Origin of the sequence: Pseudidiomarina homiensis, assembly GCF_003987225.1 — a bacterium.
Lineage (GTDB): Bacteria > Pseudomonadota > Gammaproteobacteria > Enterobacterales > Alteromonadaceae > Pseudidiomarina > Pseudidiomarina homiensis.
Map to the genome: position 1 here is coordinate 1399332 of NZ_PIPX01000001.1, position 23900 is coordinate 1423231.

20 protein-coding genes are annotated in these 23900 nt (G+C 51.9%); 6 read left to right on the top strand and 14 right to left on the bottom strand.

Translation table 11 applies throughout. The features are described from left to right. The first annotated feature begins 8 nt into the window (after window positions 1-8). Window positions 9-1370, top strand: coding sequence for a magnesium transporter (gene mgtE / locus CWI70_RS06730; RefSeq protein ID WP_126771676.1), 1362 nt, complete (start codon window positions 9-11; stop codon window positions 1368-1370). A gap of 5 nt (window positions 1371-1375) precedes the next feature. On the opposite strand, the gene pmbA is transcribed toward mgtE, so the two are convergent. Further along, entirely contained in the window at window positions 1376-2734 is a 1359-nt protein-coding gene (gene pmbA / locus CWI70_RS06735; protein WP_420849341.1) for a metalloprotease PmbA, read from the bottom strand. A 54-nt stretch (window positions 2735-2788) separates the two neighbouring features. Between pmbA and yjgA the strand changes: the two genes are divergently transcribed. After that, complete coding sequence (gene yjgA / locus CWI70_RS06740) at window positions 2789-3304, top strand: ribosome biogenesis factor YjgA (protein ID WP_126771680.1); 516 nt, start codon at window positions 2789-2791, stop codon at window positions 3302-3304. Here the strand turns inward: yjgA and tldD are convergent. The 9 genes from tldD to CWI70_RS06785 form a co-directional block, all read right to left on the bottom strand. After that, entirely contained in the window at window positions 3301-4755 is a 1455-nt protein-coding gene (tldD, locus tag CWI70_RS06745) for a metalloprotease TldD (RefSeq protein ID WP_126771682.1), read from the bottom strand. The two genes, yjgA and tldD, sit on opposite strands and share 4 nt — an antisense overlap. Beyond that, window positions 4748-5605: a carbon-nitrogen hydrolase family protein gene (locus tag CWI70_RS06750; protein ID WP_241967835.1), complete on the bottom strand. Its 858-nt coding sequence runs from the start codon at window positions 5603-5605 to the stop codon at window positions 4748-4750. Before CWI70_RS06750 ends, tldD begins: the two co-directional genes overlap by 8 nt. Beyond that, window positions 5523-9500: a YhdP family protein gene (locus tag CWI70_RS06755; protein ID WP_126771684.1), complete on the bottom strand. Its 3978-nt coding sequence runs from the start codon at window positions 9498-9500 to the stop codon at window positions 5523-5525. Before CWI70_RS06755 ends, CWI70_RS06750 begins: the two co-directional genes overlap by 83 nt. Before the next feature lie 26 nt (window positions 9501-9526). After that, window positions 9527-10996 carry a ribonuclease G gene (rng, locus tag CWI70_RS06760; RefSeq protein WP_126771686.1) on the bottom strand — a complete coding sequence of 490 codons (1470 nt, stop codon included), beginning with the start codon at window positions 10994-10996 and terminating at the stop codon, window positions 9527-9529. Continuing rightward, window positions 10993-11562 carry a Maf family protein gene (locus CWI70_RS06765; protein WP_126771687.1) on the bottom strand — a complete coding sequence of 190 codons (570 nt, stop codon included), beginning with the start codon at window positions 11560-11562 and terminating at the stop codon, window positions 10993-10995. Before CWI70_RS06765 ends, rng begins: the two co-directional genes overlap by 4 nt. An 18-nt stretch (window positions 11563-11580) precedes the next feature. After that, a complete protein-coding gene (gene mreD / locus CWI70_RS06770) occupies window positions 11581-12063 on the bottom strand; it encodes a rod shape-determining protein MreD (protein WP_126771689.1) in 483 nt (160 codons plus the stop codon). Continuing rightward, complete coding sequence (gene mreC / locus CWI70_RS06775) at window positions 12053-12934, bottom strand: rod shape-determining protein MreC (RefSeq protein ID WP_126771691.1); 882 nt, start codon at window positions 12932-12934, stop codon at window positions 12053-12055. The genes mreD and mreC overlap by 11 nt, the downstream gene beginning before the upstream one ends. 6 nt (window positions 12935-12940) lie before the next feature. Further along, entirely contained in the window at window positions 12941-13984 is a 1044-nt protein-coding gene (locus CWI70_RS06780) for a rod shape-determining protein (RefSeq protein WP_126753798.1), read from the bottom strand. Between the two features lie 158 nt (window positions 13985-14142). Continuing rightward, complete coding sequence (locus tag CWI70_RS06785) at window positions 14143-14649, bottom strand: prepilin-type N-terminal cleavage/methylation domain-containing protein (protein ID WP_157980881.1); 507 nt, start codon at window positions 14647-14649, stop codon at window positions 14143-14145. Window positions 14650-14767: 118 nt separating this feature from the next. Between CWI70_RS06785 and CWI70_RS06790 the strand changes: the two genes are divergently transcribed. From CWI70_RS06790 to CWI70_RS06805, 4 genes are read left to right on the top strand one after another with little or no spacing between them, the layout of a single operon-like run. Next, window positions 14768-15334 (top strand): type IV pilus modification PilV family protein, encoded by a 567-nt coding sequence (locus CWI70_RS06790; RefSeq protein ID WP_126771695.1) that lies wholly within the window; start codon window positions 14768-14770, stop codon window positions 15332-15334. Beyond that, window positions 15334-16176: a PulJ/GspJ family protein gene (locus CWI70_RS06795; protein WP_126771696.1), complete on the top strand. Its 843-nt coding sequence runs from the start codon at window positions 15334-15336 to the stop codon at window positions 16174-16176. The genes CWI70_RS06790 and CWI70_RS06795 overlap by 1 nt, the downstream gene beginning before the upstream one ends. Beyond that, window positions 16166-16618, top strand: a complete 453-nt coding sequence (locus CWI70_RS06800; RefSeq protein WP_126771698.1) for a pilus assembly PilX family protein — start codon at window positions 16166-16168, stop codon at window positions 16616-16618. The genes CWI70_RS06795 and CWI70_RS06800 overlap by 11 nt, the downstream gene beginning before the upstream one ends. Next, on the top strand, window positions 16605-19580 hold the full coding sequence (locus tag CWI70_RS06805) for a DUF6701 domain-containing protein (protein WP_126771700.1): 2976 nt from the start codon (window positions 16605-16607) through the stop codon (window positions 19578-19580). The genes CWI70_RS06800 and CWI70_RS06805 overlap by 14 nt, the downstream gene beginning before the upstream one ends. 48 nt (window positions 19581-19628) lie before the next feature. On the opposite strand, the gene CWI70_RS12515 is transcribed toward CWI70_RS06805, so the two are convergent. From CWI70_RS12515 to CWI70_RS06825, 4 genes are all read right to left on the bottom strand, one after another. Further along, window positions 19629-20117 carry a prepilin-type N-terminal cleavage/methylation domain-containing protein gene (locus CWI70_RS12515; protein WP_126771702.1) on the bottom strand — a complete coding sequence of 163 codons (489 nt, stop codon included), beginning with the start codon at window positions 20115-20117 and terminating at the stop codon, window positions 19629-19631. 157 nt (window positions 20118-20274) lie between these two features. Continuing rightward, on the bottom strand, window positions 20275-20871 hold the full coding sequence (locus CWI70_RS06815) for a prepilin-type N-terminal cleavage/methylation domain-containing protein (RefSeq protein ID WP_126771704.1): 597 nt from the start codon (window positions 20869-20871) through the stop codon (window positions 20275-20277). A gap of 53 nt (window positions 20872-20924) precedes the next feature. Further along, window positions 20925-22145, bottom strand: coding sequence for a type II secretion system F family protein (locus CWI70_RS06820; RefSeq protein WP_126771705.1), 1221 nt, complete (start codon window positions 22143-22145; stop codon window positions 20925-20927). Continuing rightward, complete coding sequence (locus tag CWI70_RS06825) at window positions 22138-23898, bottom strand: GspE/PulE family protein (protein WP_126771707.1); 1761 nt, start codon at window positions 23896-23898, stop codon at window positions 22138-22140. Before CWI70_RS06825 ends, CWI70_RS06820 begins: the two co-directional genes overlap by 8 nt. Window positions 23899-23900 lie beyond the last annotated feature (2 nt).

A 23900-nucleotide genomic window follows, 5' to 3' on the forward strand; every position in this document is an offset into this window, starting at 1 on the left:
GTTTTCTCATGCTTGCAGAAGTCGCTGAAAAAGAGTTTGCCGAACAACGGCTCCAAGATGTGACCGAAGCGCTCGCCCGTGGAATGTACGTGCAGGCGCGGCGGCAGCTGCATAATTTGCCGGCATGGGATGTCGCACTCCTCCTCGAATCTTCACCACCGAAAGCGCGTGCCATCATCTGGCAGCTCGTCGATGCCGACGAGCACGGTGATATCCTCGAAGAGCTTTCTGAAGAAGTACAGAAATCGGTTATCCGCCAAATGGCGCCAGAAAAACTGGCCGCCGCCACCGAAGGCATGGATACCGATGACCTTGCTTACGTTTTGCGTGGCCTTCCAGAGCAGGTCTATCAAGAAGTACTGAAGTCGATGGACGAGCAAGATCGTCATCGCGCCGAGAAAGCATTGTCCTATGAGGACGAAACCGCCGGTTCAATGATGAACACGGACACCATCACCTTGCGCCCAGATGTCACCATTGACGTGGTCATGCGCTATTTGCGCTTGAAGGGCGAGCTCCCAGAGGCCACCGATAAACTCTACGTGGTTAATCGCGACGACCAATTTATTGGTGAGATTTCGATTTCGCGCTTAGTCACCGTTGACCCGTCTAAATTAGTCAATGACGTGATGGAAGCCGACGTGCAGAGCATTCCGGTTGATATGGATGAAACCGAAGTGGCGAAACTGTTTGAACGGCAAGACTGGATTTCTGCGCCAGTAGTCGATGCGGAAAATCACTTGCTCGGTCGTATCACCATCGATGACGTGGTCGACATTATTCGTGAAGATGCGCAGCACTCGATGCTAAGCATGGCGGGTCTTGACGATGACGAAGATACCTTTGCTCCGGTGTGGAAAAGTACACGGCGCCGCTCGGTTTGGCTCGCCGTGAACTTAGTTACCGCATTGTTGGCTGCCGCCGTTAGTTCGATGTTCGAAGATATCTTGGCGCAAATGGCTATTCTTGCCATTCTTAATACCATCGTGCCAAGCATGGGCGGTATCGCCGGCTCACAAACGCTCACCTTGGTGATCCGTGGTATGGCATTAGGCCACATCGGCCCCAGTAACCAACGTTGGCTGATCGGCAAAGAACTCGCCATCGGAGCGTTAAACGGTGTCATTTGGGCATTACTTATTGCTGCGGTGGTGGCCGCCTGGAAGCAAGACTTGGTGATTGGGGGGATTATCGCTTTCGCGATGATGGCAAACCTACTTGCCGCGGGCTTGGCTGGCGTTACCGTGCCGCTGATTTTGAAAAAATTCGATATCGACCCAGCGTTGGCCGGTGGTGTTATTCTTACCACCGTGACCGACGTGGTCGGGATCTTTGCCTTCCTTGGCACCGCTACCTTGCTACTTGGGTAAGATTTTTAATTCCCGGCGACGTGCATGCTCTCCAGCAACACTGAGCCGGTGCGTACGCCATGACGCATGTCGGTATCGTTCCCGATGGCAATAATCGTCCGCAGCATATCTTGCAAGTTCCCAGCGATGGTGATTTCCTCTACTGGGTACTGAATTTCGCCGTTCTCGACCCAAAAGCCAGCAGCGCCGCGCGAATAGTCACCATTAACAAGGTTTACGCCCTGCCCCATAAGCTCCGTCACCAGTAAGCCAGTCCCCATGGTACGACAGAGATCAGCGAGGCTTTGCTCACTTTGCGAAACCTGCCAGGTATGAATACCACCAGCATGCCCCGTCGGGGTCATCTGCATTTTACGTGCGGCGTAACTGGTCAGTAGGTAACTTTGTAATACGCCTTTATCAACAATAACTCGGTCACTGGTCGCAATACCTTCGTGATCAAATGGCGAGCTTGCTAATGCGCCCGACAAATGCGGCGTCTCTTTAATGGTCAGCCAATCGGGCAAGACGACTTCACCGAGTTTGTCGAGTAAAAAGCTCGACTTACGATACAAGTTGCCACCACTAATGGCGCCAACAAAATGACCGAATAACGAGTTCGCCACATCAGCACGGAAAATGACCGGTACCTTTGCGGTATTGATTTTACGTGCGCCTAACCGAGCTAAGGTTTCATGTGCTGCTTGTTCAGCCACATGCTCCGGCGATTCCAAATCAGCGGTTGCACGCGCCACAGTGTAGGCGTAGTCGCGTTGCATCGCTTCGCCTTGCTTGCCAATCAACGAACAGCTCATTGCATGGCGTGACTGCAAATAACCATCTAAAAAGCCGTGGCTATTGCCGTATACCCGATACCCGACATGGCTGCTGTAACTTGCACCATCGGAGTTTACAATCCGCTCATCAAGCGCCAAGGCGTGACGCTCGCACTGCAAGGCCTGAGCCAAAGCATAATCGGCGGATTGATCACCAGGGTGACAAAGATCGAGCTCAGGTACATCGCGCGCCATCAGTTCGGCCGGAGCCAAGCCAGCAAAAGGATCAGGCGACGTGTAACGAGCGATTTCTAAGGCTTTTTCGACACTCGCGCGAATCGCCTGGGCTGATAAGTCAGTCGTTGACGCCGACCCTTTCTGTTGGCCTTTGTACAGCGTAATTCCTAACGCACCGTCTTTATTAAATTCGACGGTCTCGACCTCGCCTAGACGGGTCTCCACACTAATCCCACGACTACGTGTTAAAGCGCACTCCATGGCTGAGGCACCCAACTTTTCACCATAAGCGAGGGCATCGGCTACCGCCTGTTTTACCTCGGCTAATTCTGTTTGTAGCTCTGCTATTTCTGGTTTCAAACTAAACTCCATTGGTTGCTTGGTGCGTTGCCTGTTAAACTATGTCGGTAGCACAGAGGACATACCATGCACGATAGTCACGACTTCGACCAAGACGACGATCAACTCGTCAGTAAATCTCAATTAAAACGTGAAGCAGAAGCACAGCAAGCGCTGGGTACGAAACTTGTCGACTTGCCCGCTGGCAAGCTGGAAAAGATTCCACTCGACGAAGCCCTACTTGACGCCATTCAGTTGGCGCAGCGTATTCGCAACAAGCGCGAAGGCTTTCGCCGACAACTGCAACACATTGGCAAAATGATGCGCAATCGTGACACTGCTCCTATTGAGCAAGCGTTGTACGAACTTGAAAACGCACATCATGAGCAAAATGCTTTATTTCATCAGCTCGAAAAGCAACGCGATGCGATTTTGGCTGAAGGCGATAGCGCTATCCAAGACTTTTTGGAAACCTATCCACACGCTGACCGACAAAAATTACGGCAGCTGTATCGCCAAGCGCAAAAGCAACAGCAGCAAGGCAAACCGCCCGCCGCTGCACGCGAGCTCTTCAAGTATTTACGCGAAGTGACCGCTGCTTAAGCAGTGCCACCTACGGTCAGGGCATCCAGCTTCAAGGTTGGTTGCCCAACGCCAACTGGCACACTTTGACCGTCTTTACCACACACACCGACACCGCTATCAAGGGCAAGATCATTGCCTACCATTGAGACCTGTCGCATTGCCTCAGGACCATTACCAATCAAGGTAGCCCCTTTCAGCGGCGCGGTAATTTTGCCATCTTCGATTAAATAAGCTTCGGACGCTGAAAAGACGAATTTGCCCGAAGTGATATCGACTTGGCCACCGGCAAATTGCGGCGCATAAACCCCGCGTTTGACGCTGCGAATGATATCTTCCGGACTTGCCTCACCACCTAACATATAGGTATTGGTCATACGTGGCATCGGTAAGTGCGCATAGGACTCGCGACGACCATTACCAGTAGGTGCAACGCCCATTAAGCGCGCATTCATTTTATCCTGCATATAACCAACCAAGCGCCCTTTCTCAATCAGGACGTTATAACCGGCTGGCGTACCTTCGTCATCAACCGTAAGCGAGCCGCGGCGGTCTGCCAAAGTACCGTCGTCAACAATGGTGCACAATTCCGAGGCAACCTGCTCGCCGATCTTACCGGAATAGGCCGATGCGCCCTTGCGGTTGAAATCACCCTCAAGTCCATGACCAACAGCCTCATGCAGCAATACGCCTGGCCAACCTGAACCGAGAACTACCGGCATCGTGCCAGCCGGTGCCGGTTGCGCTTCTAGGTTTACCAACGCTTGTCGCACGGCTTCTTTTGCATAGCTTTGCCAGCGTGGCTCGGCCTCAGCCTGCTCGTTGGTAAAGAAATACTGGTAATCCACTCGTGCGCCACCGCCCGCGCTACCGCGTTCACGACGGCCATTTTGTTCGGCCAATACCGTACAGTTGACGCGCACCAATGGACGCACATCAGTCGCTAGCGTGCCGTCAGTAGCGATCACCAACACTTCATCATAACTACCACTGACGCTGGCAATAACTTCAACGATACGGCTGTCGAGTGCACGCGCATAAGCATCCATTTCACGCAGTAAGGCAATTTTTGCCGCCTCATCAAGGCTGCCTAATGGATCCAGCCCTTGGTACCGTGGCGCACCCTGCACCGCCGTAGGGATATGTAGTTTGTTCGCCGTGCCAGCGGCAACAATACCGCGTGCAGCCGCTGCAGCTTGCTCGAGCGCAGCCGGAGTGATTTCGTCGGCATAGGCAAAACCGGTTTTGTCTTCGTGTAGTGCGCGCACACCAAGACCCGTCTCGATGTGAAAACTGCCGGATTTAACGATGCCGTCTTCCAACACCCACGACTCGTTGCGACTATGCTGCAAATAGATATCCGCATAATCGATACTGCCGGTATAAAGCCCTGCTAAACGCTGTTGCAAGCGTTCAAGATCAAGCTCATTTGCGGTCAATAAATTGTCAATGACCTGATTGTGTTCACTCATGAATTACCTTCTTACTACGGGCAAAATGTTTTGCCACTGGAATATTGCTACGGATCGGTTGCAAGCTATCAAGCTCGACACTCGCCGTGGCTAAGCAGGGACTCGTTACCCCATCACATTCGCTTACTACGTTGCCCCAACCATCGATGATCAATGCATGGCCATAAGTTTCACGGCCATTCGCATGCGTGCCTACTTGCGCGCCAGCGACCACGAAACATTGCTGCTCAATCGCTCGTGCCCGCGTCAACACCTGCCAATGCGCGGCGCCGGTGACCTTGGTAAACGCTGAGGGTAACGCAATAATAGCTGCGCCTTTATCGCGTAACGCCCGAAACAACTCGGGAAACCGCACATCATAACATACTGCAAGACCCAGCGTGCCAAACTCAGTAGCCACTGTAACAACCTCTTGTCCTGCCTCAGTCCACTTGGATTCACGATAGGTTTTGGTGTTATCCGCAACATCGACGTCGAACAAGTGGATTTTGTTGTAGCGCGCCAAACACTTACCGTCTGGCCCGAACAATAAGGATGCGGCGGAAAATTTCTCAGCGGCTTCGTCATCAACAATGGGCATTGTCCCGACCAACAAATAAATGCCATGCTGCGCCGCCAGCTGCGCTAATTGCGCCTGTAAGGGGGCTGTTTCGCTGTACAGTTCGGCATAGGAACGTTGTTGTTTATCGCCCGCACCAAAACACAAACAGGCTTCTGGCAAGACGACCAATTGCGGTCGAGCGGCGGGAAGTTGCTGTAGTAATTGTTCAATTATTTTCAGGTTCTGCTGCGGCTCCGGCAGGCTGGTCATTTGTACCGCTGTCAGTTGAACTTTCTTGTGCTGCTGCATCAGGCTCCTCCTGCGGTAGTTGATCAACGGGAATCGGCACTTCACGACTGTCACGTGAAACCTCTTCGACGATGGGTTCGTCAATCGTGCCCGAAATCTTATATTCTAAGCGACTTATCACTTGCGCGTCTTGCAGCATCCTATCGATAAGCAATGCAGCCAGGCCCGAGGGCGGATTCACCATCCACGCTAAAATAACCGGCAAGCTGGATGTCACTTTAGGCACAAAGTACAGCTGGTAATCAATCGCATTGGTGACCAAATTACTGGTACCGCTAATTTCCATATCGCCAGCGGATCCATTCATACGCGCCTGTTCAGTACTTACGACACCGTCGTCAATGGCGAACTGTCCAGCAAACTCAGTAAAGAACAAGCCATTGGCAAAGATATCGCGAAAATCAAACTGTAATTTACGTAAGATACTTTCCAGGCTCAACACCGAGAAAATGCGTGCGCCGCCATCGCTGACGTCGTTCAGATAACCTTGCCCTAAACGCCAGTTCATACTGCCATCGAGCGAGGCAACATTAAAGGCCTCTGGCGTACCTTGCCAAACCAGCTCAAAATCAAAGTCTGCAGGACTATCTTGCACAATCGAGGTAATGTCATAGTCGCTCAGAAAGTTACCCAAGTCCTCACTGTTAAAGGTTCCGGTAACCGCTGTAACCGCAGCTTGGTCGGCGGTTGCTAATAGCCAGCGCAATTGCGCATTGAGTTCATGCTCGCCATTACGGATACGAATATCATCAAGGCGAACCTGCTCTACGCCCGGTACTAGACGGAAGGCAACTTCACCTAAGTCGTAGGCGCCGTAACTGCAACGCTTACATGCAAACTGAAATTCTGGCCAGCGGCTGAAATCTTGCGGTGTAGCAGCCTCTTCAACTTCGGCAACAAGCTCTTCAGCAACTTGCTCGGGTGCGACCGGTGCCGCCAATTCAAAATAGTCTGCGCTGATGTCAACGCGCTCGCTCCGATCCCTAAACGCTGGCCAATAACTACCTTGCATGACGGCTTCTTGCGCCCGCCAATTGAAACGCCAAGTGTCGATAATTTCCTGCTCCACTGGCTCTTCTTGCGGCCACAATACAATGGCATTGTCATGCATACGGTGTTCGCCAAATTCAAGTGTTGCGACTTGCACCTCGATCACATCTGGAATTGGACTGGCAAAATTTCGTTGCCGATCGCTTGCGGTTTGCTGCTCGCTCCACCACTGCTTGATAGTTGCAATGGTGTCCAGCCACTGCGCAGCGTCGGCTTGACCTAAGCCTACCTCCAACGGGAATTGTGGGTTGAGGCCTAATAGATCGGGGTTGGGCAATTGCCCCACGCGTTCACCAATGCGGCCATACCCCTGTTGCAGTACCGATGCGTCACCGTTGTATTGCAGTTCCAACAAGCTATGCTCGCCGAGCGTGCTGTTAATGAGCAAACTTTCAGGGCCACCTGAGACCTGCAATTGCCAAGGCATGGCTTCGCCGATGCCCAACGCAAAAGGTTCGGGCAAGGTGAGTTCAAGGGCATTGAGATCAGATTGTTGCTGCCAATGAAAGGAGTAACCGCCTGCCTCGGGCATCGACAAGGCCAGTTGGCCTTGCCAAGCAAATTCGCCGTTGGCAATTTGTGCGGTGGTCGGCTTTTGCTCAGCCAATTTCGTCATCGACCACAACGCGTCAATCGCAACCTTCACATGATAATCTTGTTCGCGCGCCCGACCTTCGAGCGTGGCTGTCACCGGAAGTCGCTGCCAAGCAAAAGTTAAGTCCTCGGCGTCGATAACATCATTGCGGTAATGAATCCGTCCACGCAGATCGGTAAAGTTTTCACCTAAGCTGTCCACATAGAGGTCGTTCCCTTCCAGATCGGCGTAGCCTTCGGCAACCACTTGCCGGCTATTGTCTAACGGAATCGTCAGCTGCAAGGCGCCACGTAATGGCCCTGACAGCTGCAGCTCCGTGAGTGTAGTGCCCAACGAATCGGCTAGCGGACTTGCCGCAAATAAGGGTTGCAAACGCTCACTAGGACCCGTGATTGCGCCTTCAATCGTCAGCGTCGATGGTTGTACAAGAATATCGGCGATTTTGGTATCCACCTGCGGCAGCGTCACGCCCTCAATAACCGCATCGGTGGTGAGTATATGCATACGTTCATTGCCAAAGTGGACATAAGCCTTGGCATCAGAGACGACCGGCCAATTTGGCTGAAAGCGATACACCAACTGTTCAATCGATGCTTGGGCACGAAACACACCGGTCGGCTTTTGGTAGGGAAAATCTGCTACCGGCCCACGCCACACCATAGCAATGCCTGTTGCTGCACCTTCTAGTAATGCGGTTTGCAAATAGTCATAGAGATCAGCACCCATCACTTGCGGCATATATTGTCGCAACACATCGGCAGGAATAGGTTCAGCTGCGGCACTGGCGACTTTGGCATCAATATACAGTTCTTGGTCAAAGCGCAAACGGGCTTGCGCGCGAAGCGGTAGCCCTACTAAGTCAAAGCGACTGGTATCCGCTACGCTTAGTTCCCACGTATCGGCTGTTGTAGTAAATCGACCATTCGCAGCGAGCTGCTCAAAACGCCAGGCTTGCCGGTCGCTCAGGTAAGCACTACTAATCGAGCTTTCCGCCCCCTGTAACCGCCAATGACCTTGGCGCCCCGAGCCTCGCACATCAAGACTGACGTTGGTTAACCCAGGAATTCCCGAAAAGCTTTGCCAGGCAATGTCGCGAGCACCAATTTGCCATTGCAGTGGCTGGCGGAGCTTTTGTTCGACGCTAACATCGACTGCACCGGTAAACGCTGCTTCGCGCAACTTATCAACCCACTCTTGACCACGACTACCGGTGAGTGTCGCAAGTTGCACCAGTGGCGCTAGCGGCACATCCTCAGCACTTAGCGCATAGTGGTCAGGGGTTTGCAGCCAGCTGACCGTCGGTAGCGTCCACGTTGTATCGTCCTGCACCAAAGTAATGGGGTTGTTATTCACCAACCAGCCTTTTTCGCTTGGCCGTAACTTGAGCAAGCCTTTTGGAATAACGAGTTGGTGACGACGTTCTGCGACTTTCCAGTGCAGTTCGTTACGACCTAACTGCAAAATACCATTGCGAAAATCACTTTGGGCAAAGTTCAGCCACATGGTGAAATTGAATTCCGCTTGCGAGATTTGCGCATCCACCACTTTTTGCTGCAAGTAGCCGGCAATATCCAAATTCTCGGCACGTACATAAATTTGGCCCGCTAAATCCCGCGGGTCATTACCTTCAACATCAATGATCACGTCCAAAGAGTTCGCCGCAAGATCCGCCAGGCGCAAGCTGCCAAAGCCTTGGTGTGAGCGCCCTTGGTTGCTCCAGCTCAAACGCTCAATATCCACTGCGTGACGTACACCTAGCAAATTGATCAACTCTAACCGGCTGTCCTCAATCGTGACTTGGTCGAGTTGATTGAGAAAAAATCGCGGCAGCGTATCCGTCAGGTCCGCGTTTTCACCAAGTGAAGGATTGCGTAGGTCGTAGGTAAGCTGCAAATTTGCTAGGGTGACTTGCTCAAACTTCAATGACCACGTGCGCAGACTTTGCCAGAAGTTAAAAACCACACGCGCTTCGTTGAGTTGCAACTGCGTTGCTTCGCCGGCGAGGCGTTGCACTTCAATGTCTTGCAAAATCAGTTGTGGTCCGGCGCTATTCCAGTCTGCGCCTAACTGACCGACGACAATTTCGGCGGCATAGTTATCGGCAAAAAAGCGTTCAACCTGATGGGTGACGTCGGGGAGCTGTGGCAGTAAGTAGCGCAATACGCTCAGCAACACCGCAAACAACACCAAGGCTGTCGCAATGCTGTAGAGTAAGGTTCGGTAGGCTACTTTTAATGACACTCGCCACATAGGCTCTTTACCAACTACATCATCAATTACATCATAACGACGTCAAACTGCTCTTGATGGTAGAGCGGTTCCACGGAGATTTTAACTTGCTTACCAATGAACACTTCAAGCTCTGCTAGGGCGTGTGATTCTTCATTTAACAACGCATCCGTAACCGCAGCCGACGCGTAAATCACAAAATGATCTGCGGCGTAAGCACGATTCACGCGCACAATCTCGCGCATAATTTCGTAACACACGGTTTCAACCGTCTTCATGCTGCCACGGCCACTACACACAGGGCATTCGGAACATAACACATGCTCTAAGCTCTCGCGCGTGCGCTTGCGCGTCATCTCAACTAAACCAAGCGAGGTAAAGCCATTAATCGAGGTTTTCGCACGGTCTTTTGCCAACGCCTGTTCAAGACTATGCAGCACGCGACGCCGATGATCAGCATTTTGCATGTCAATGAAGTCGATGATAATAATCCCGCCCAAGTTACGCAGTCGCAGTTGTCGCGCAATGGCCTGCGTCGCCTCAATGTTGGTGTTGAAAATCGTTTCTTCGAGGTTGCGATGCCCGACAAAGCCCCCCGTATTGATGTCGATCGTGGTCATCGCCTCGGTCTGATCAATAATGATCGAGCCGCCTGATTTCAGCTCAACTTTGCGATCAAGCGCGCGCTGCACTTCATTTTCAACGTCAAACATATCGAAAATGGGCCGCTCGCCAGCGTAGTACTCAAGCGCCGACTCCAATTCAGGAATAAATTCGTGCACAAACTCTTGCAGCACTTCGAAAGTGATTTTCGAGTCGACCCGAATTCGCTCAATTTCGTCACCGACAAAATCGCGTAAAATCCGGCAAGATAGATTGAGGTCTTCATAGACAATGCCGATCTTACGCATGCCCTTGCGACGCTTTTGCAAGGTATCCCAGAGCCGCCGTAAAAAAGCTGCGTCGCGGCGTAACTCGGTATCGCTAGCTCCTTCGGCCGCGGTACGTACAATAAAGCCACCCTCTTCGTCACAATACGGTTGCGCCGCCTGTTTTAAACGTTCGCGCTCGGCTTCATCTTCAATACGTTGCGAAATCCCCACGTGCGGCGACTGCGGCATCAACACCATGTAGCGCGACGGAATCGTAATATCGGTGGTCAGTCGTGCCCCTTTCGTGCCAAGGGGGTCTTTGACGACCTGCACTAGGATATGCTGGCCTGGACGCACGAGCGTCGCAATATCAGGCGCTAAATCTGGACGTGGTGCGACACCTTCGGCCGCCGATAACGGCGAAACAATGTCTGAGGCATGCAGAAACGCCGCTTTATCAAGGCCGATATCAACAAACGCAGCTTGCATGCCAGGCAGCACCCGCGCAACCTTGCCGACATAGATATTACCCACCAGCCCACGTTTGGCTTGGCGCTCAATGTGGATCTCTTGCAATATACCGTTTTCAATTAATGCCACCCGCGTTTCTGTTGGGGTCACATTCATTAATATCTCAGCGCTCATTTCGCTTTACTCTCAACGGCTTGGATTAATTGTTCGGTTTCGTATAACGGTAGCCCCACCACCGCTAAATAGCTACCTTCAATGCGCTCAACAAACTTTGCCGCGCGGCCTTGAATACCATAACCGCCCGCTTTGTCGTGTGGCTCGCCAGAACGCCAATAGTCGGCTATTTCCGCATCCGAAAGTGGCTTAAAATGCACCAAAGTAGTGACTAAAACCACATCGGTTGCACCATTATGGTGCAATGCGACGGCGGTCATTGCTTGGTGGCTACGCCCGGAAAGCATTTGCATCATTCTGCTGAAATCCGCTTCATCCAACGGCTTTTCTAATACCTGTTCATCACACACCACAATGGTGTCGGCACCAAGTACCAATGCGTCGTCGTCCACCATCGCGGCACCTGCTTCCGCCTTTGTCTTCGCTAATCGTTGCACATAATCCGCCGCGGTTTCGTTCAGCTGTTGTTGCTCAGGTACCTCAGGGCGAACCACCGAAAATGGCCGATCTAGTAATTGCAGCAATTCATAGCGACGCGGTGAGCCGGAGGCTAAGACCAGATGCATAAACGACTCCTGAAGGTTTTAACGAATTAGATAGCGGCGACGATAGCGGCGCAAAATCAAAAATAACCAAGGCCAAATAATGGCCGAAGAAAGCACCGGGTAAAGGTACGGCAGATTAAACACGGCGTCGTTGAGCACGTGTTCAAGTTCATAGACGATAACGCGTTTCACAAAAATTAAGACACCGACAATCAGCAATTGTTGCGTCAGTGAATAATTTCGAATGCGCTGGAAGTGGCGTAACGCTGGGTAAGCCACCAGTACCAACGCAGTAGCATAGATGCCAAAGGTACTTCCCATCAAAATATCAGTCAGCAGGCCCATGATGAGCACAGTCCCGAAACCCACACGATGGGGAATCGCGATCAACCAATAAATCAGTACCAGACTCACCCAATCCGGCCGCCAAGGCTCTAATACCGCAGGGATCGGCATGATGGTTAACACCAATGCCAGCACGTAACTGAATAATAATGGCAACAGCCCTGATTTAACCCACATCGTTCACCTCGTCGACTTCCACAGCGTCTTCATAGATGGGTTGTTCTTGGGCATCCGCCGGCCACAACAGCAATAGCGTGCGCACCCGGTCAAGCTGGGCAAACGGTGTGACGAATACTTGTGCGTACTGCAGACGTTCATCCCTATTAATCACACTGATTTCTGCGACTGGGTAACCTTCGGGGAAAACGCCACCGAGTCCCGATGACACTAGCACATCACCTTCTTTCAGCTCGGTACTATGCGGAATAAAGCTCAGCTCAAGCTGGGTCAACGAGCCCGTACCTTGCGCAATCACACGAATATCATTGCGCTCAGCGCGCAGCGAAATCGCATGGCTCTGATCGGCAATCAGCAGGACCCGAGCAGTACTGCGCGCGACGCTAATGACCTGGCCAACGATACCGCGATTATCGAGTACCGGCTGACCTTCGTAAACGCCACTTTGATAACCTTTATTAATCACCACTTGATGCGAAAACGGATCCGTAGCGACCGAAACTACCTCAGCAGCCATGCGGCGGCTGGCCGCCCGTACCTCGGAGCCCAGCAGTTGTCGCAATCGCGCATTTTCATTTTCGAGAAAGTTGAGGCGCTGTACCGCCATTTGCAAGCCAAGTAACTCATCGCGCAGGCGTTGGTTATCTTCGCGCAGTGCCGACCGTGTGGTGGCTAAATACACCAAGCGGTCCATCATTTCTTCGGGTAAAACGGCGAGGTATTGCACGGGAGCAGTGGCGGTGCTTAAAAACGAACGCACCGGCTGCATCGTTTGCAGCCGGTGGTCGAGGAACATCAGCGTACCAGCTACAATCAGCGCTAGTAGTAGCCGTGTACTTAATGAAGGGCCGTGTTCAAACAGCGACTTCATGGCGTGTTACTCATAACTAAACAGGTCACCACCATGCATATCGATCATTTCGAGCGCCTTACCGCCGCCACGTGCCACACAGGTGAGTGGATCATCGGCGATAATCACTGGAATTCCTGTTTCTTCCATCAACAAGCGGTCGAGGTCACGCAGTAATGCGCCACCACCGGTCAGCACCATACCGCGCTCGGAAATATCTGATGCCAGCTCTGGCGGTGATTGCTCAAGGGCAACCATTACCGCACTCACGATTCCCATCAGCGGCTCTTGCAATGCTTCAAGGATTTCGTTGCTGTTCAGCGTAAATGACCGCGGCACACCTTCAGCAAGGTTACGGCCACGAACTTCAATTTCACGGACTTCGTCACCAGGGAACGCCGAGCCAATTTCATGCTTGATACGTTCAGCGGTCGCTTCACCAATCAGTGAGCCGAAGTTCCGGCGGATGTAATTCACAATGGCTTCATCGAACTTATCACCACCGATACGCACTGAAGATGAATAGACCACACCGTTCAAAGAGATAATCGCAACTTCTGTAGTACCACCACCAATATCGACGACCATTGAGCCAGTCGCTTCTGATACTGGTAGACCTGCACCAATCGCTGCCGCCATAGGCTCGTCAATAAGGTAGACTTCGCGCGCACCTGCACCGAGGGCTGATTCACGAATGGCGCGACGCTCAACTTGAGTCGAACCACAAGGCACACACACCAATACGCGTGGACTCGGGCGGAAATAGTGGCTGTCATGCACCTTCTTAATGAAGTGTTGCAGCATCTTTTCGGTCACATAGAAGTCGGCAATAACACCGTCTTTCATGGGACGAATCGCTTTAATATTGCCCGGCGTACGGCCTAACATTTGCTTCGCTTGATGCCCTACAGCTGCCACGCTTTTCGGGCCACCCGAACGCTCTTGACGAATGGCGACAACCGAAGGTTCGTTCAGCACGATACCTTCGTCTTTCACGTAAATAAGTGTGTTTGCTGTACCCAAATCGATGGAGAGATCGTTTGAGAAAATTCCGCGCAATTTCTTAAACATCAGGGGTGTTCCCTTTACTGGTCTTTTGTTCTATCGGGTTGGTGGGAAAACGCACTCACTTTAGCAATAGCTGATTTGTCGAGCAAGCGCACTCCGCATAGCTTGTGCGTATTATTGCATATTTTTTGCATGCTTTGACACTGCTAATAACGTCGGATTTATGTACTACAGGCGCCACTGCGGATATACCCATGACTTTGCACACAAACATAACGCGTTGTCGCACCGCTAATCGTAAATTCGACGCTGCTTTGACCGCATGGTTCCGCCACGCTACTGTGATTTTCTGACACTGGGCAACCCCAACTGTTAAAAAGCCAACGAGCTTGCGCATTTGCTAGCGAAGCCGTTACGGTGACTGTCACCTCAGCTGCAAGTGGAATTTTTTCCGCATTCGCAATGGTTTCACCACAAGTGTAGGGCTGCAACTCAGCAGCACTGATCGTCATGCCATAGCACCGTTGCTTAACATCCTGCATGGCACGCTCTTGACTCAGCCGCAATAAGCTTAATAACTCGGTCTGCACACGTTGCTCAGCAATGCCGTCACGACTCATAAATGCAGGGCCCGCAGTGACCGCAATAATGCCCAACAGGATGATAACGACGATCAGCTCGATGACCGAGAAGCCTTGCACGTTTTTTACACTCATGTTTGCTGTCATGCCCAATTCCGAGGTCGCAGTGCGAAAATATGTAAAAAGAGTATAGTATTGACTTAACAAGTTAAAGATTGTTGATAAACTGACCATAAATTAAGCAACTGCGAACAACAACTAAAATATGAAGCAACGCTCTCCACTCACTTGGCCTTCGGTCACCGCAGCAACGTCCATGCGCGGCTTTACTTTGATCGAACTGATCATCGGTGTAGTGGTTCTCGCCTTTGCCTTATCGCTCGTAGCCACACTCATTTTTCCGCAAGCGCTGCGCAGCGCGGAACCCGTATTACAAGTACGCGCGGCGAACTTAGCCCAAGCTTTCATTGAAGAAATTCAAGGCAAGTCCTTTGATGAAAACAGTGACCGCAGTGGCGGCTCGTTGCGCTGTGGCGAAACTGGCGCTCCCGCCTGTAGTGCTACATTAGGCCCCGACAGTGAAACTCGTGAGCGCTTCGACGATATCGATGATTACCACCTGCTGCATGTCGCTCAACCTAATCTCCAAGACGCATTAGGCAACGATATCAGCGACGATTACCGTGGTTTTAGCTACGCCATTGAGGTGTGTTACAGCGACCCACAGGGGGTCTGCAGTAGCGCTGTTACTCGCTTCAAGCGCGTGCAAGTGACGTTCACAACTGCGCAATCACAAGATTTCACGTTCGCCTTCATTAAGGGGAATTATTAATGCGGGCCCACAAAAGCATTCAGCGCGGCTTCACCCTGGTCGAAATTATTATCGTCGTCGTGCTACTCGCCGTTTTGGCGATTTATTCCTTTAGTTTCTTGGGCATTGGCAGCGAGATCGTTGCCCAAGTTGGGTCACGTACACAATTGGTTGCGGAACAACGCTTCGCTGTTGAGCGTCTCAATCGCGAAATCCGTTCTGCGGTGCCGCGCAGTGCGCGCAGCAATGGTGCCTGTCTTGAGTTTATGCCGATGCTCGGCAGTAATGTTTATTTATCATTGCCACGTCCGGGCCCGGGCGGCACCAACCCGATGGTGGTGGTGACCCCTTATTTAAGTTTAAACACCGCCAATCTGGTGGGGAGTTATGTTCTGGTCTATGCGACGGAGCCGAGTTATATCTATAGTACTGACCAAACGCGACGCAAAACCATCGCTGCCATAGCTTCCGATCCCCCGCAAAACGGCCTATCCTCGCTTACGTTGGCGGGTTCGCCAAGTGAGTTCTTTACTGATAGCCCGTCACGTACTTTTTATTTCGGTGCGCCTCCGGTGAGTTGGTGCGTGGATGAAGCACGTAATGAACTCATTCGCTATTCTAATTACGCTCTGAGCGGCACGCAGCCAGGCTTAACCACGTTGCAAAGTAGCGCTGGCAGCCAGCAGGTCATGGCAGTCGATGTTGCCAACAACCTCAGTGCCGGACAGGCGCCCTTTGTGGTGCTTGAACCTACGCTACAACGCAGCAACTTAGTGCGACTGTTTTTTGCTTTTGTTTCGAGCGAGGATCAGAGCGCAACCATCGACATCACGCATGAGGTTTATATTCCCAATGTACCTTAACGCGCACCCTTTACAGCGCGGCGCTGCACTTGCAGTCGCCCTCTTCGTGTTGCTGATTGTTGCTTTGCTCGGCCTCACTTTAGTTCGCGCGCTCAACGATAGCGCCAATGCGGTCGCAAGTGATGTGTTAGGCACGCGCGCGCAACTTGCCGCACAAAGTGGCGTGCAACTACTCATGACCGAGCTGTATCCATTAGATGCGGAGCTAAACACCACGATCTGTCCGGCACGGAGTGGTAACGAACCGCCGGTTGTGCGCAATTACAGCTTTGCAACTCAGGGGTTAACGCAGTGTGAGACTGCGGTTCGCTGTAATCAGCTACAATTAAGTCATCCTTACAGTGGCACCCATGTGCGCATTATTGCCGAAGGAAGCTGCGCGGGTGGCGACTTTAATTTTTCAAAACGCATTTTGGTGGAGATTGGTGATGGGGTTCAATAACCGTTTCTGGCTACCGTTAAGCATAAGTGCCTTGATCGTTGCGACTGGGGTGCTCACCAACGGTATTGCCCACGCACAAACAACACCTAGCGCTGCGCAATGTGAGCAATACAGCGATCTTTTCGATTACGGCATCATCGGTGAAAGCGGTTTTGAGTACGGCAATAACTCAGAAATCAACGATAATGTCATCGATGGCACGGGGAATACACCAACGCCCATTGGCCAAGTCGAAACCGTTGACTTGCAATTCCCCCCACTTTCGCCCAGCACGTTTCCCAGTTCGCAAACCGGCGGCGCCGATTTAGTCAATGCGACCAACATCGCGCCGGGTAGCTACGGTACTATTTCCACCGACAAAAGAGGTAATGCAACACCTTTGGTCACCTTCAGCGGCGGCGGTACCTATTACATTGAAGAACTTACGTTTGATGGCCGCGACTCCGAGGCGCAACTTGGCCCGGGCGATTACTTTATCGAGCGCCTCGACCTCGACAATAACTCCTACATTAATATTGTTCCGCAGGGACAAGTACGGCTGTTCGTACGGGATTACATTATTGGTGACAATAATATTTTCGTGAATAGCTCGGGTCCTGTCGGCGACATGTTGGTGTTCTTGTACGACGGTGCCTACGTCAATCTTGGCAACTACAATGAAGGTGGCGCGAGTAACACCGTCATTAACTTCAACGGCCTAATCTACAGTCCTTTCGCGTCGACCTCCGTTACCCTTGGCAACAACAATAATTACCAAGGCGCCATTCTTACCCCCGGCACCATCACGGTAGGCAACAATACCAACTTCGATTACAGTCCTGAGGTTCAAGAAGATTTACTCGACGCCATTGGCTGTGGTCCACAACCCAGTATTCATCACTTGCGCATCCGCCACCCGCAGTCGGTGGTCAGTTGCTACAGCGTGGTGGTTGAAGTTTTAGCCTGTGCCGATGCCAGTTGTTCACAGCTCTATAACGGTAATGTCGCAGTCGACCTTAACGCTGGTGCGAATGGCCCAGTGTGGCAAGGGGGTGATGTTGTCAGTAGCAATGGTGCTTCAGCAACCCTTAACTTCACCAATGGCAGTGGTGTCGCTGGCTTGCAGTGGCCCGCTGGCGGTACTGCTACGCTTGCCGCAACGGGCAGTTCACCTGCACCTGTTGCAGCGAGTCAATGTGTTGATAGCAGCGGTACCGTGGCAACCGATTGTACGGTCGACTTTAACACCGCCGGTTTAATTGTCGCTGCCGCCGACGGCCAAAGCACCATTCCAAGTAGCTTTGCTGGTGTCGACTTCACGACCACCTTGCGCGCGGTGCAAACCAATACCACTACTGGTGCCTGCGAGGCGCGTCTTTCAGGCCCACAGGCGGTCGAGCTAGCAGTCCAGTGTAGCAATCCAACACAGTGCCAAGCTGGGCAAGAGTATCGGGTAAACGGCGACACTGTAGCGCTCAACAACGCTGGTTCGGCGCTCAATTACAGCGTGTTCAATCTCACTTTCGATAGTACCGGCTCAGCGACGCTCACCAACAACTACACTGATGTCGGGTTATTGCGCATGCACGCCCGCGTTGATCTCAGCGCTTCAGCCAACGGCAATCCGACGGTCAATGACCCCAACCTCGTACTCGTCGGGACCAGCCTTAATGATTATGTGGTTAAACCCCATACACTCACCGTGCAAGCACTGGACAGTTCAGGTCAACCGGTCGCTGCAACGACGGATAGTGGCGCTGGTTATGCCGCCGCCGGTGAGACCTTTAGCGCCATTGTACGTAGCTTTAATGCGAACGGTCAGGTCACACCTAATTTCGGCAACGAAGTTACGCCACTCGCCATCTCTGCAAGTTTTGACTCCGTTGCTTACCCGTTGCCTTCGCATCCAAATGCGGATGCCAGTAAGTTGCAACTACCCAACCCGTTCACACCCAGTGGCACCTTAGCAGGCGCTTACGCATCGGACGCTGTGGTTTGGAACGAGGCTGGGACCGTCAACCTTAGGGCAGTCCTGCCGAATAATAGTTACTTGGGCGGTGGCGATGCCTTTAGCCGGCCGCCAAGTCCGATTGGCCGCTTTTACCCAGCCCATTTCACCCTGCTTACTGGGAGTGTTACCGATAGCTGTAGCGCTGGCGACTTTTCCTACATGGGCGATGCCGCAGCCTTACTTGACGCAACACTTGAGGCCCGTAGTGTCGACGACTTGCGTCTCTACAATTACGGCGAGTATTACGTTGGCACCGCAGTGCTGAAGTCTGTGGTGCGCAACACCCCTACTGACACCAGCACCGACGACTTCGCCTCGCGTTGGCAGGCAACCTTGCCTACCACATGGATTGACGGCCAACTGCTGCTAGCAGTCAACGATGCAACCTTGCAAAAACGCGCAGATTTAACCCCTGACGGCCCATTTACGACAATCGAAGTCGGTTTACAGGTAGCCAGCGAGATCGATAACCGCGATTTTCTGCCAGCGCAAGTGACCTTAACCACACTTAGCGGCGATGCGGTTCCATTGAGCGGTGAACTGAACCTGGTCTATGGCCGCCTCGCTTTGGACAATAGTTATGGTCCGGAAAGTTCGAATTTACCGGTAGCGTTGCGAGCGGAGTATTGGAATGGTGAGCTCTTTACCACCCATCCGGCCGACCAGTGCAGCGGTTATGACCCCGCAAACTTGGCGGTGGTGGATTACATCGACCCGATCACCACGACCCCTGGTGGTGCGCCCGGCACTCTTATCGATGGTACGGTTGGCACAGCGCCACTGTTTTGGACGGCACCAACCGGTACACCAGCACAAGGCGAATTCCGTTTCGAGCTCGACGTTCCTAGCTTCCTCGAGTACCCATGGCAAGATCCCGATGGCACAACCTATAACGACCCACGCGCCTTTGGTGGCTTTGGCGAGTATCGTGGTAATGTGCGCAAGTTAAGTGAACAGGATTTGACGCAGTAGATACAAAAAAGGCGCTCCGAAGAGCGCCTTTTTTCAATCATGAATTCTTTAACAACCAGCAGTATCAACCGAAACTGTTGCTGCAGTGTCTGCATCCGCCGCTTGGGTGTAAAGCACATGGCAGCTGTCCGTTGCACCAGAAAAATCTGGGTCTACACCAACAGGGTGGAAACCAATCGCGCCTACTGCCACGTCAGAGTCGTCAGTGTTCGTCACTTGTGTCCAATCGCTCGCATTAAGACCTGCTGCTACAGCAATGCCTGCCGCATCAGCTGTTGGATAGCCAAATGCAGTCGTCACGTCACCACCTTCCGTGGTTACTGAGCTAGGATTAGTATCTTCTGTACCATTCACCAAGCTACGCGCGTAAACCAGCTGCATCGCACCTTGGATTGACGCTTGCGCGCCTTTCACCGTTGACTCGCGCGCATCAGACGAGAAATTAATGAATTGTGGCGCTGCAGTTACCGCAAGGATCCCCAGCACAACAATCACGATAATCAATTCAATTAATGTAAAACCTTGTTGGCGTTTCATTTGCACATCTCCCTAGTTAAAATAATATCACCTCGAAACCAAGCGCTTCAGGTGCAAGTTACCCGTGTCTCTGCGTTACCTCGTGACTAATATACCCGCTATTTATCACTCGGCGCTACCGCATAACGCGAGAAATTCACCAGCAACCCCTAAAAAATTAGTTATTGCTAAAAATGCTTACCCCACCAGTACGTGGGTTGTAGACAAACACGTTCCCAACACTCAAGTAGTCGTTACCTGATGGCGCACTGGTAAGATTTTTGATGGTGTTTGCTAAAAAGTACACGCAAATGTCGTTGGTACCGTTATTCTCACGTGCCACATAATAGCGATTTTCGCCCAACAACGCATAATTTGCTGTGGCCGTTGGTGCGCCTTGCAAAATCGCCTGCATCAATGTCCGGCAGTCTTCGCTAGTCATGCTTTGGTCGTGGGCTTCAGCGTTGCTATTACCACTTACCGGATAACCTGTATTACCGTCGACATTTACGGGAACACCATCCATCACGATCACTGCGCCAGCTCCTTCGGCATTCCCTTTCGGTCGGCCACGTAACTCCCATTCGGCGCGCACTAAGCTTACGGCACTGGCAAAACCACCCGCCACGCCTTCAAGCGCTGCATCTTCGGCATCAGCACTGACGCTCGTGAAGCGTGGCAGTGCCGAAGCTGCAAGGAGTCCCAAAATTACAATCACGATGATCAATTCAATCAACGTGAAGCCGCGTTGACGCGTTGCTTGCTCGGCGTTCATAGTTACGTCCTCTTCACAATATTCTGTCGTTGGTTGTTGCTTATAAAACATGGTTACCGCCCTTTGTACGCATCCATCATGTCCCACATCGGGGTAAATATACCTAGCGCCATGATTGCCACCATAATTGCTACTAACACCAGCATGATGGGTTCAATACGTGCTGTTAAACTTTTCAAATCATAGTCGACTTCACGCTCATAGTAGTCGGCAACCTCATTTAGTAATTCGTCGACGCGGCCGGTTTCTTCGCCCACGCTAATCATTTGCATCACCAACGGTGTGAATAATTGCGTGCTCTGCGCTGCGCGCGTCAGGCCTTCACCTTTTTCAATGGTGCGGCGCATATCCTCAATGCGGTCATGCATCCAATAATTGTCCACTGCATCGGCCACTAAATGCAATGATTGCGTCAAGGGTACACCCGCTCGAAGCATTACCGCAAAACTTCGAGAGAACCTTGATAACAGGCTGCGCAAGACAATGTCACCAAAAATCGGAATGCGGGTTTTCCAGCGATCCCAACGTAGCCTGCCGGTTTCACTTTCCTTGAACCGTTTAATCCCAAACAGTGCTGCAGCAATGGCGATTATCATTAATGGCCACCAGGTCACGAAAAAGTCCGAAACACCGATTAAAATGCGCGTCGGTAGCGGCAGTTCCGCATTAAATTGCTCGAACATTCGTGCAAACGTCGGAATAACCCAAATGTTCAAAATAAACATTGCGATAACCAAGGCCGATACAATAAACATCGGGTAGCGCAATGCTGACTTCACCTGTTTGCGAGTATCCTGTTCCTTCGCCAAATAGGCCGAGAGCTGCTCAAACGCTTCTTCTAATTGTCCGGTGTTTTCACCTACGTGGACGACCGCTACAAGTAAACGTGGAAAAACATGAGGATGCGCACTCAAAGCCACCGATAATTCACGGCCGCGTTCGAGTTGATCGACGACGTCAGCTAACACAGTACGCATGCGTCGTTTCGAGCTATTCTCGGCCAACCCCTCGATCGCACGAAGTAGCGGAATACCAGCTTTGGTCAACGAGTACATTTGGCGCGTAAAGACAATCAAGTCATCGAGCGTGATTTTTTCGTCAAATAGGCTCCAGCTCGTGCGTTCTTCTTGCTCTTCACTGCGTAACTGAATCGCCAAAGGTGTGACCCCACGACGAATCAGCGTATCCGCTGCGGCACGCTCTGAAGTCGCTTCTAATGCGCCAGTTACGAGTTCGCCAGCAGCATCCCGCCCGCGATAGTCAAACTCAGCCATCACTATGCTCCGCAAGTTCGGTCAAGGTGCCCTTGAGCTCTTCTTCTTCAACGGTTTCGGCTAAGAATAAAACTTCATCAACACTAGTGACGCCCTGCCGCGCATAGTCGAGCGCAGAAAGTGCCAACGGCCTAAAGTTCGGCGCTGCACGAGCTGCGCCAGCAAATTCGCGCATGTTGGCATCACGCAAGGCATTGACCATGTCTTCGTTGAGTTCTAACAGTTCAAACACACCGATACGCCCTTTGTAACCGGTATGGTTACAGTTACGACAACCCTTACCTTTGACGAAGCCGCTGCCGTCTTTAGGTAAGTCCGGCGCCATGCGGCGCAGCAATGCAAGATCAGAAGGTTCAACTACCGCATCGGTTTTGCAACTATCACACACTTTTCGAATCAAGCGTTGTGCCAGCACGCCACGCACTGCCGCACCCACCAAATAAGGGGCGGCGCCCATATCAATTAAGCGCAAAGCACTGGTAATCGAGTCGTTGGTGTGCAACGTGGTCAGCACCAAGTGACCCGTGATCGCGCCCCGCAGACCAATTTCAACGGTTTCGCCATCGCGCATCTCACCGACCATGATGATGTCCGGATCTTGTCGTAAGGTGGTGCGCAATACGCGCGAAAAGCTCAGTCCAATTCGACTATTCACTTGGACTTGAGAAATCCGTGGCAAGCGGTATTCCACTGGGTCTTCAACGGTAATAATCTTCTTCTCAGCTTTATTCAATTCATTCAACACGCCATACAGTGTTGTGGTTTTACCCGAACCCGTCGGGCCGGTCACAATCAGCATTCCGTATGGCTTGTGAATCAAATCTTTGACCCGCTTGAGCAGGTTCTCAGGGAGCCCCGTTTGTTCGAGCTCTAGAATGCCCGCAGATTGGTCAAGCAAACGCATGACGCACGATTCACCATATTGCACTGGCATCGTCGACATCCGCACATCAACGGCATGATCACGGACTTTAATGTGAAAACGGCCATCTTGCGGCATCCGTTTTTCAGAAATATCGAGACCCGCCATCAGCTTCAAACGTAATACCAACGCACTGGCAATGGTCGTTTCATTCAATACATTTTCTTGTAAAACGCCATCAACCCGCATGCGAATGCGCAACGCGCGATCATCTGGCTCAATATGAATATCCGAAGCGCGTACTTGCACCGCGTCCGCAAAGATAGACTGCAATAGCTTTGCTACCGTGGCATCGTCAGTATCGTCTTCGAGCGAGAGCGCGGCAATATCGACCGCCTCATCGCGTTCATATTCGGTCTGTAATTGGCTGGCAAACTGAGCAATGTCTTTGGTGCGTCGATAAAGATTATCAAAAGCCTCAAGCAATTGATGATCTGGCGCCACGGCAAGCTTAATCTCGCGCGGCTGCAAATATTGGCTAATCGCATCAACAGCCGTCAGGTCAGCTGGATCACTCATGGCGATCAAGGCTTCTTTGTCATCAGCTTCAACGACAAGTGCACGATGACGACGCGCTTGAATTTCAGGCAGTAAGTTGACCACCTGGTCCGCTATTTTTCGCTCACCTAACTCAATGAAAGGAATATTCAGCTGTCGAGCTAGGAACTCAAGCAGCTCCTGTTCCGAGATGAAGCCTAAATCAACCAGGGTGACACCCAATTTACGGCCATTTTGGCGCTGATCGTCGAGCGCCTGCTGCAACTGATTTTCACTAATGATCTGCTCTTGGACCAGAAGGTCGCCAAGGCGCATTTTAAGTCGCGGCCGCATAG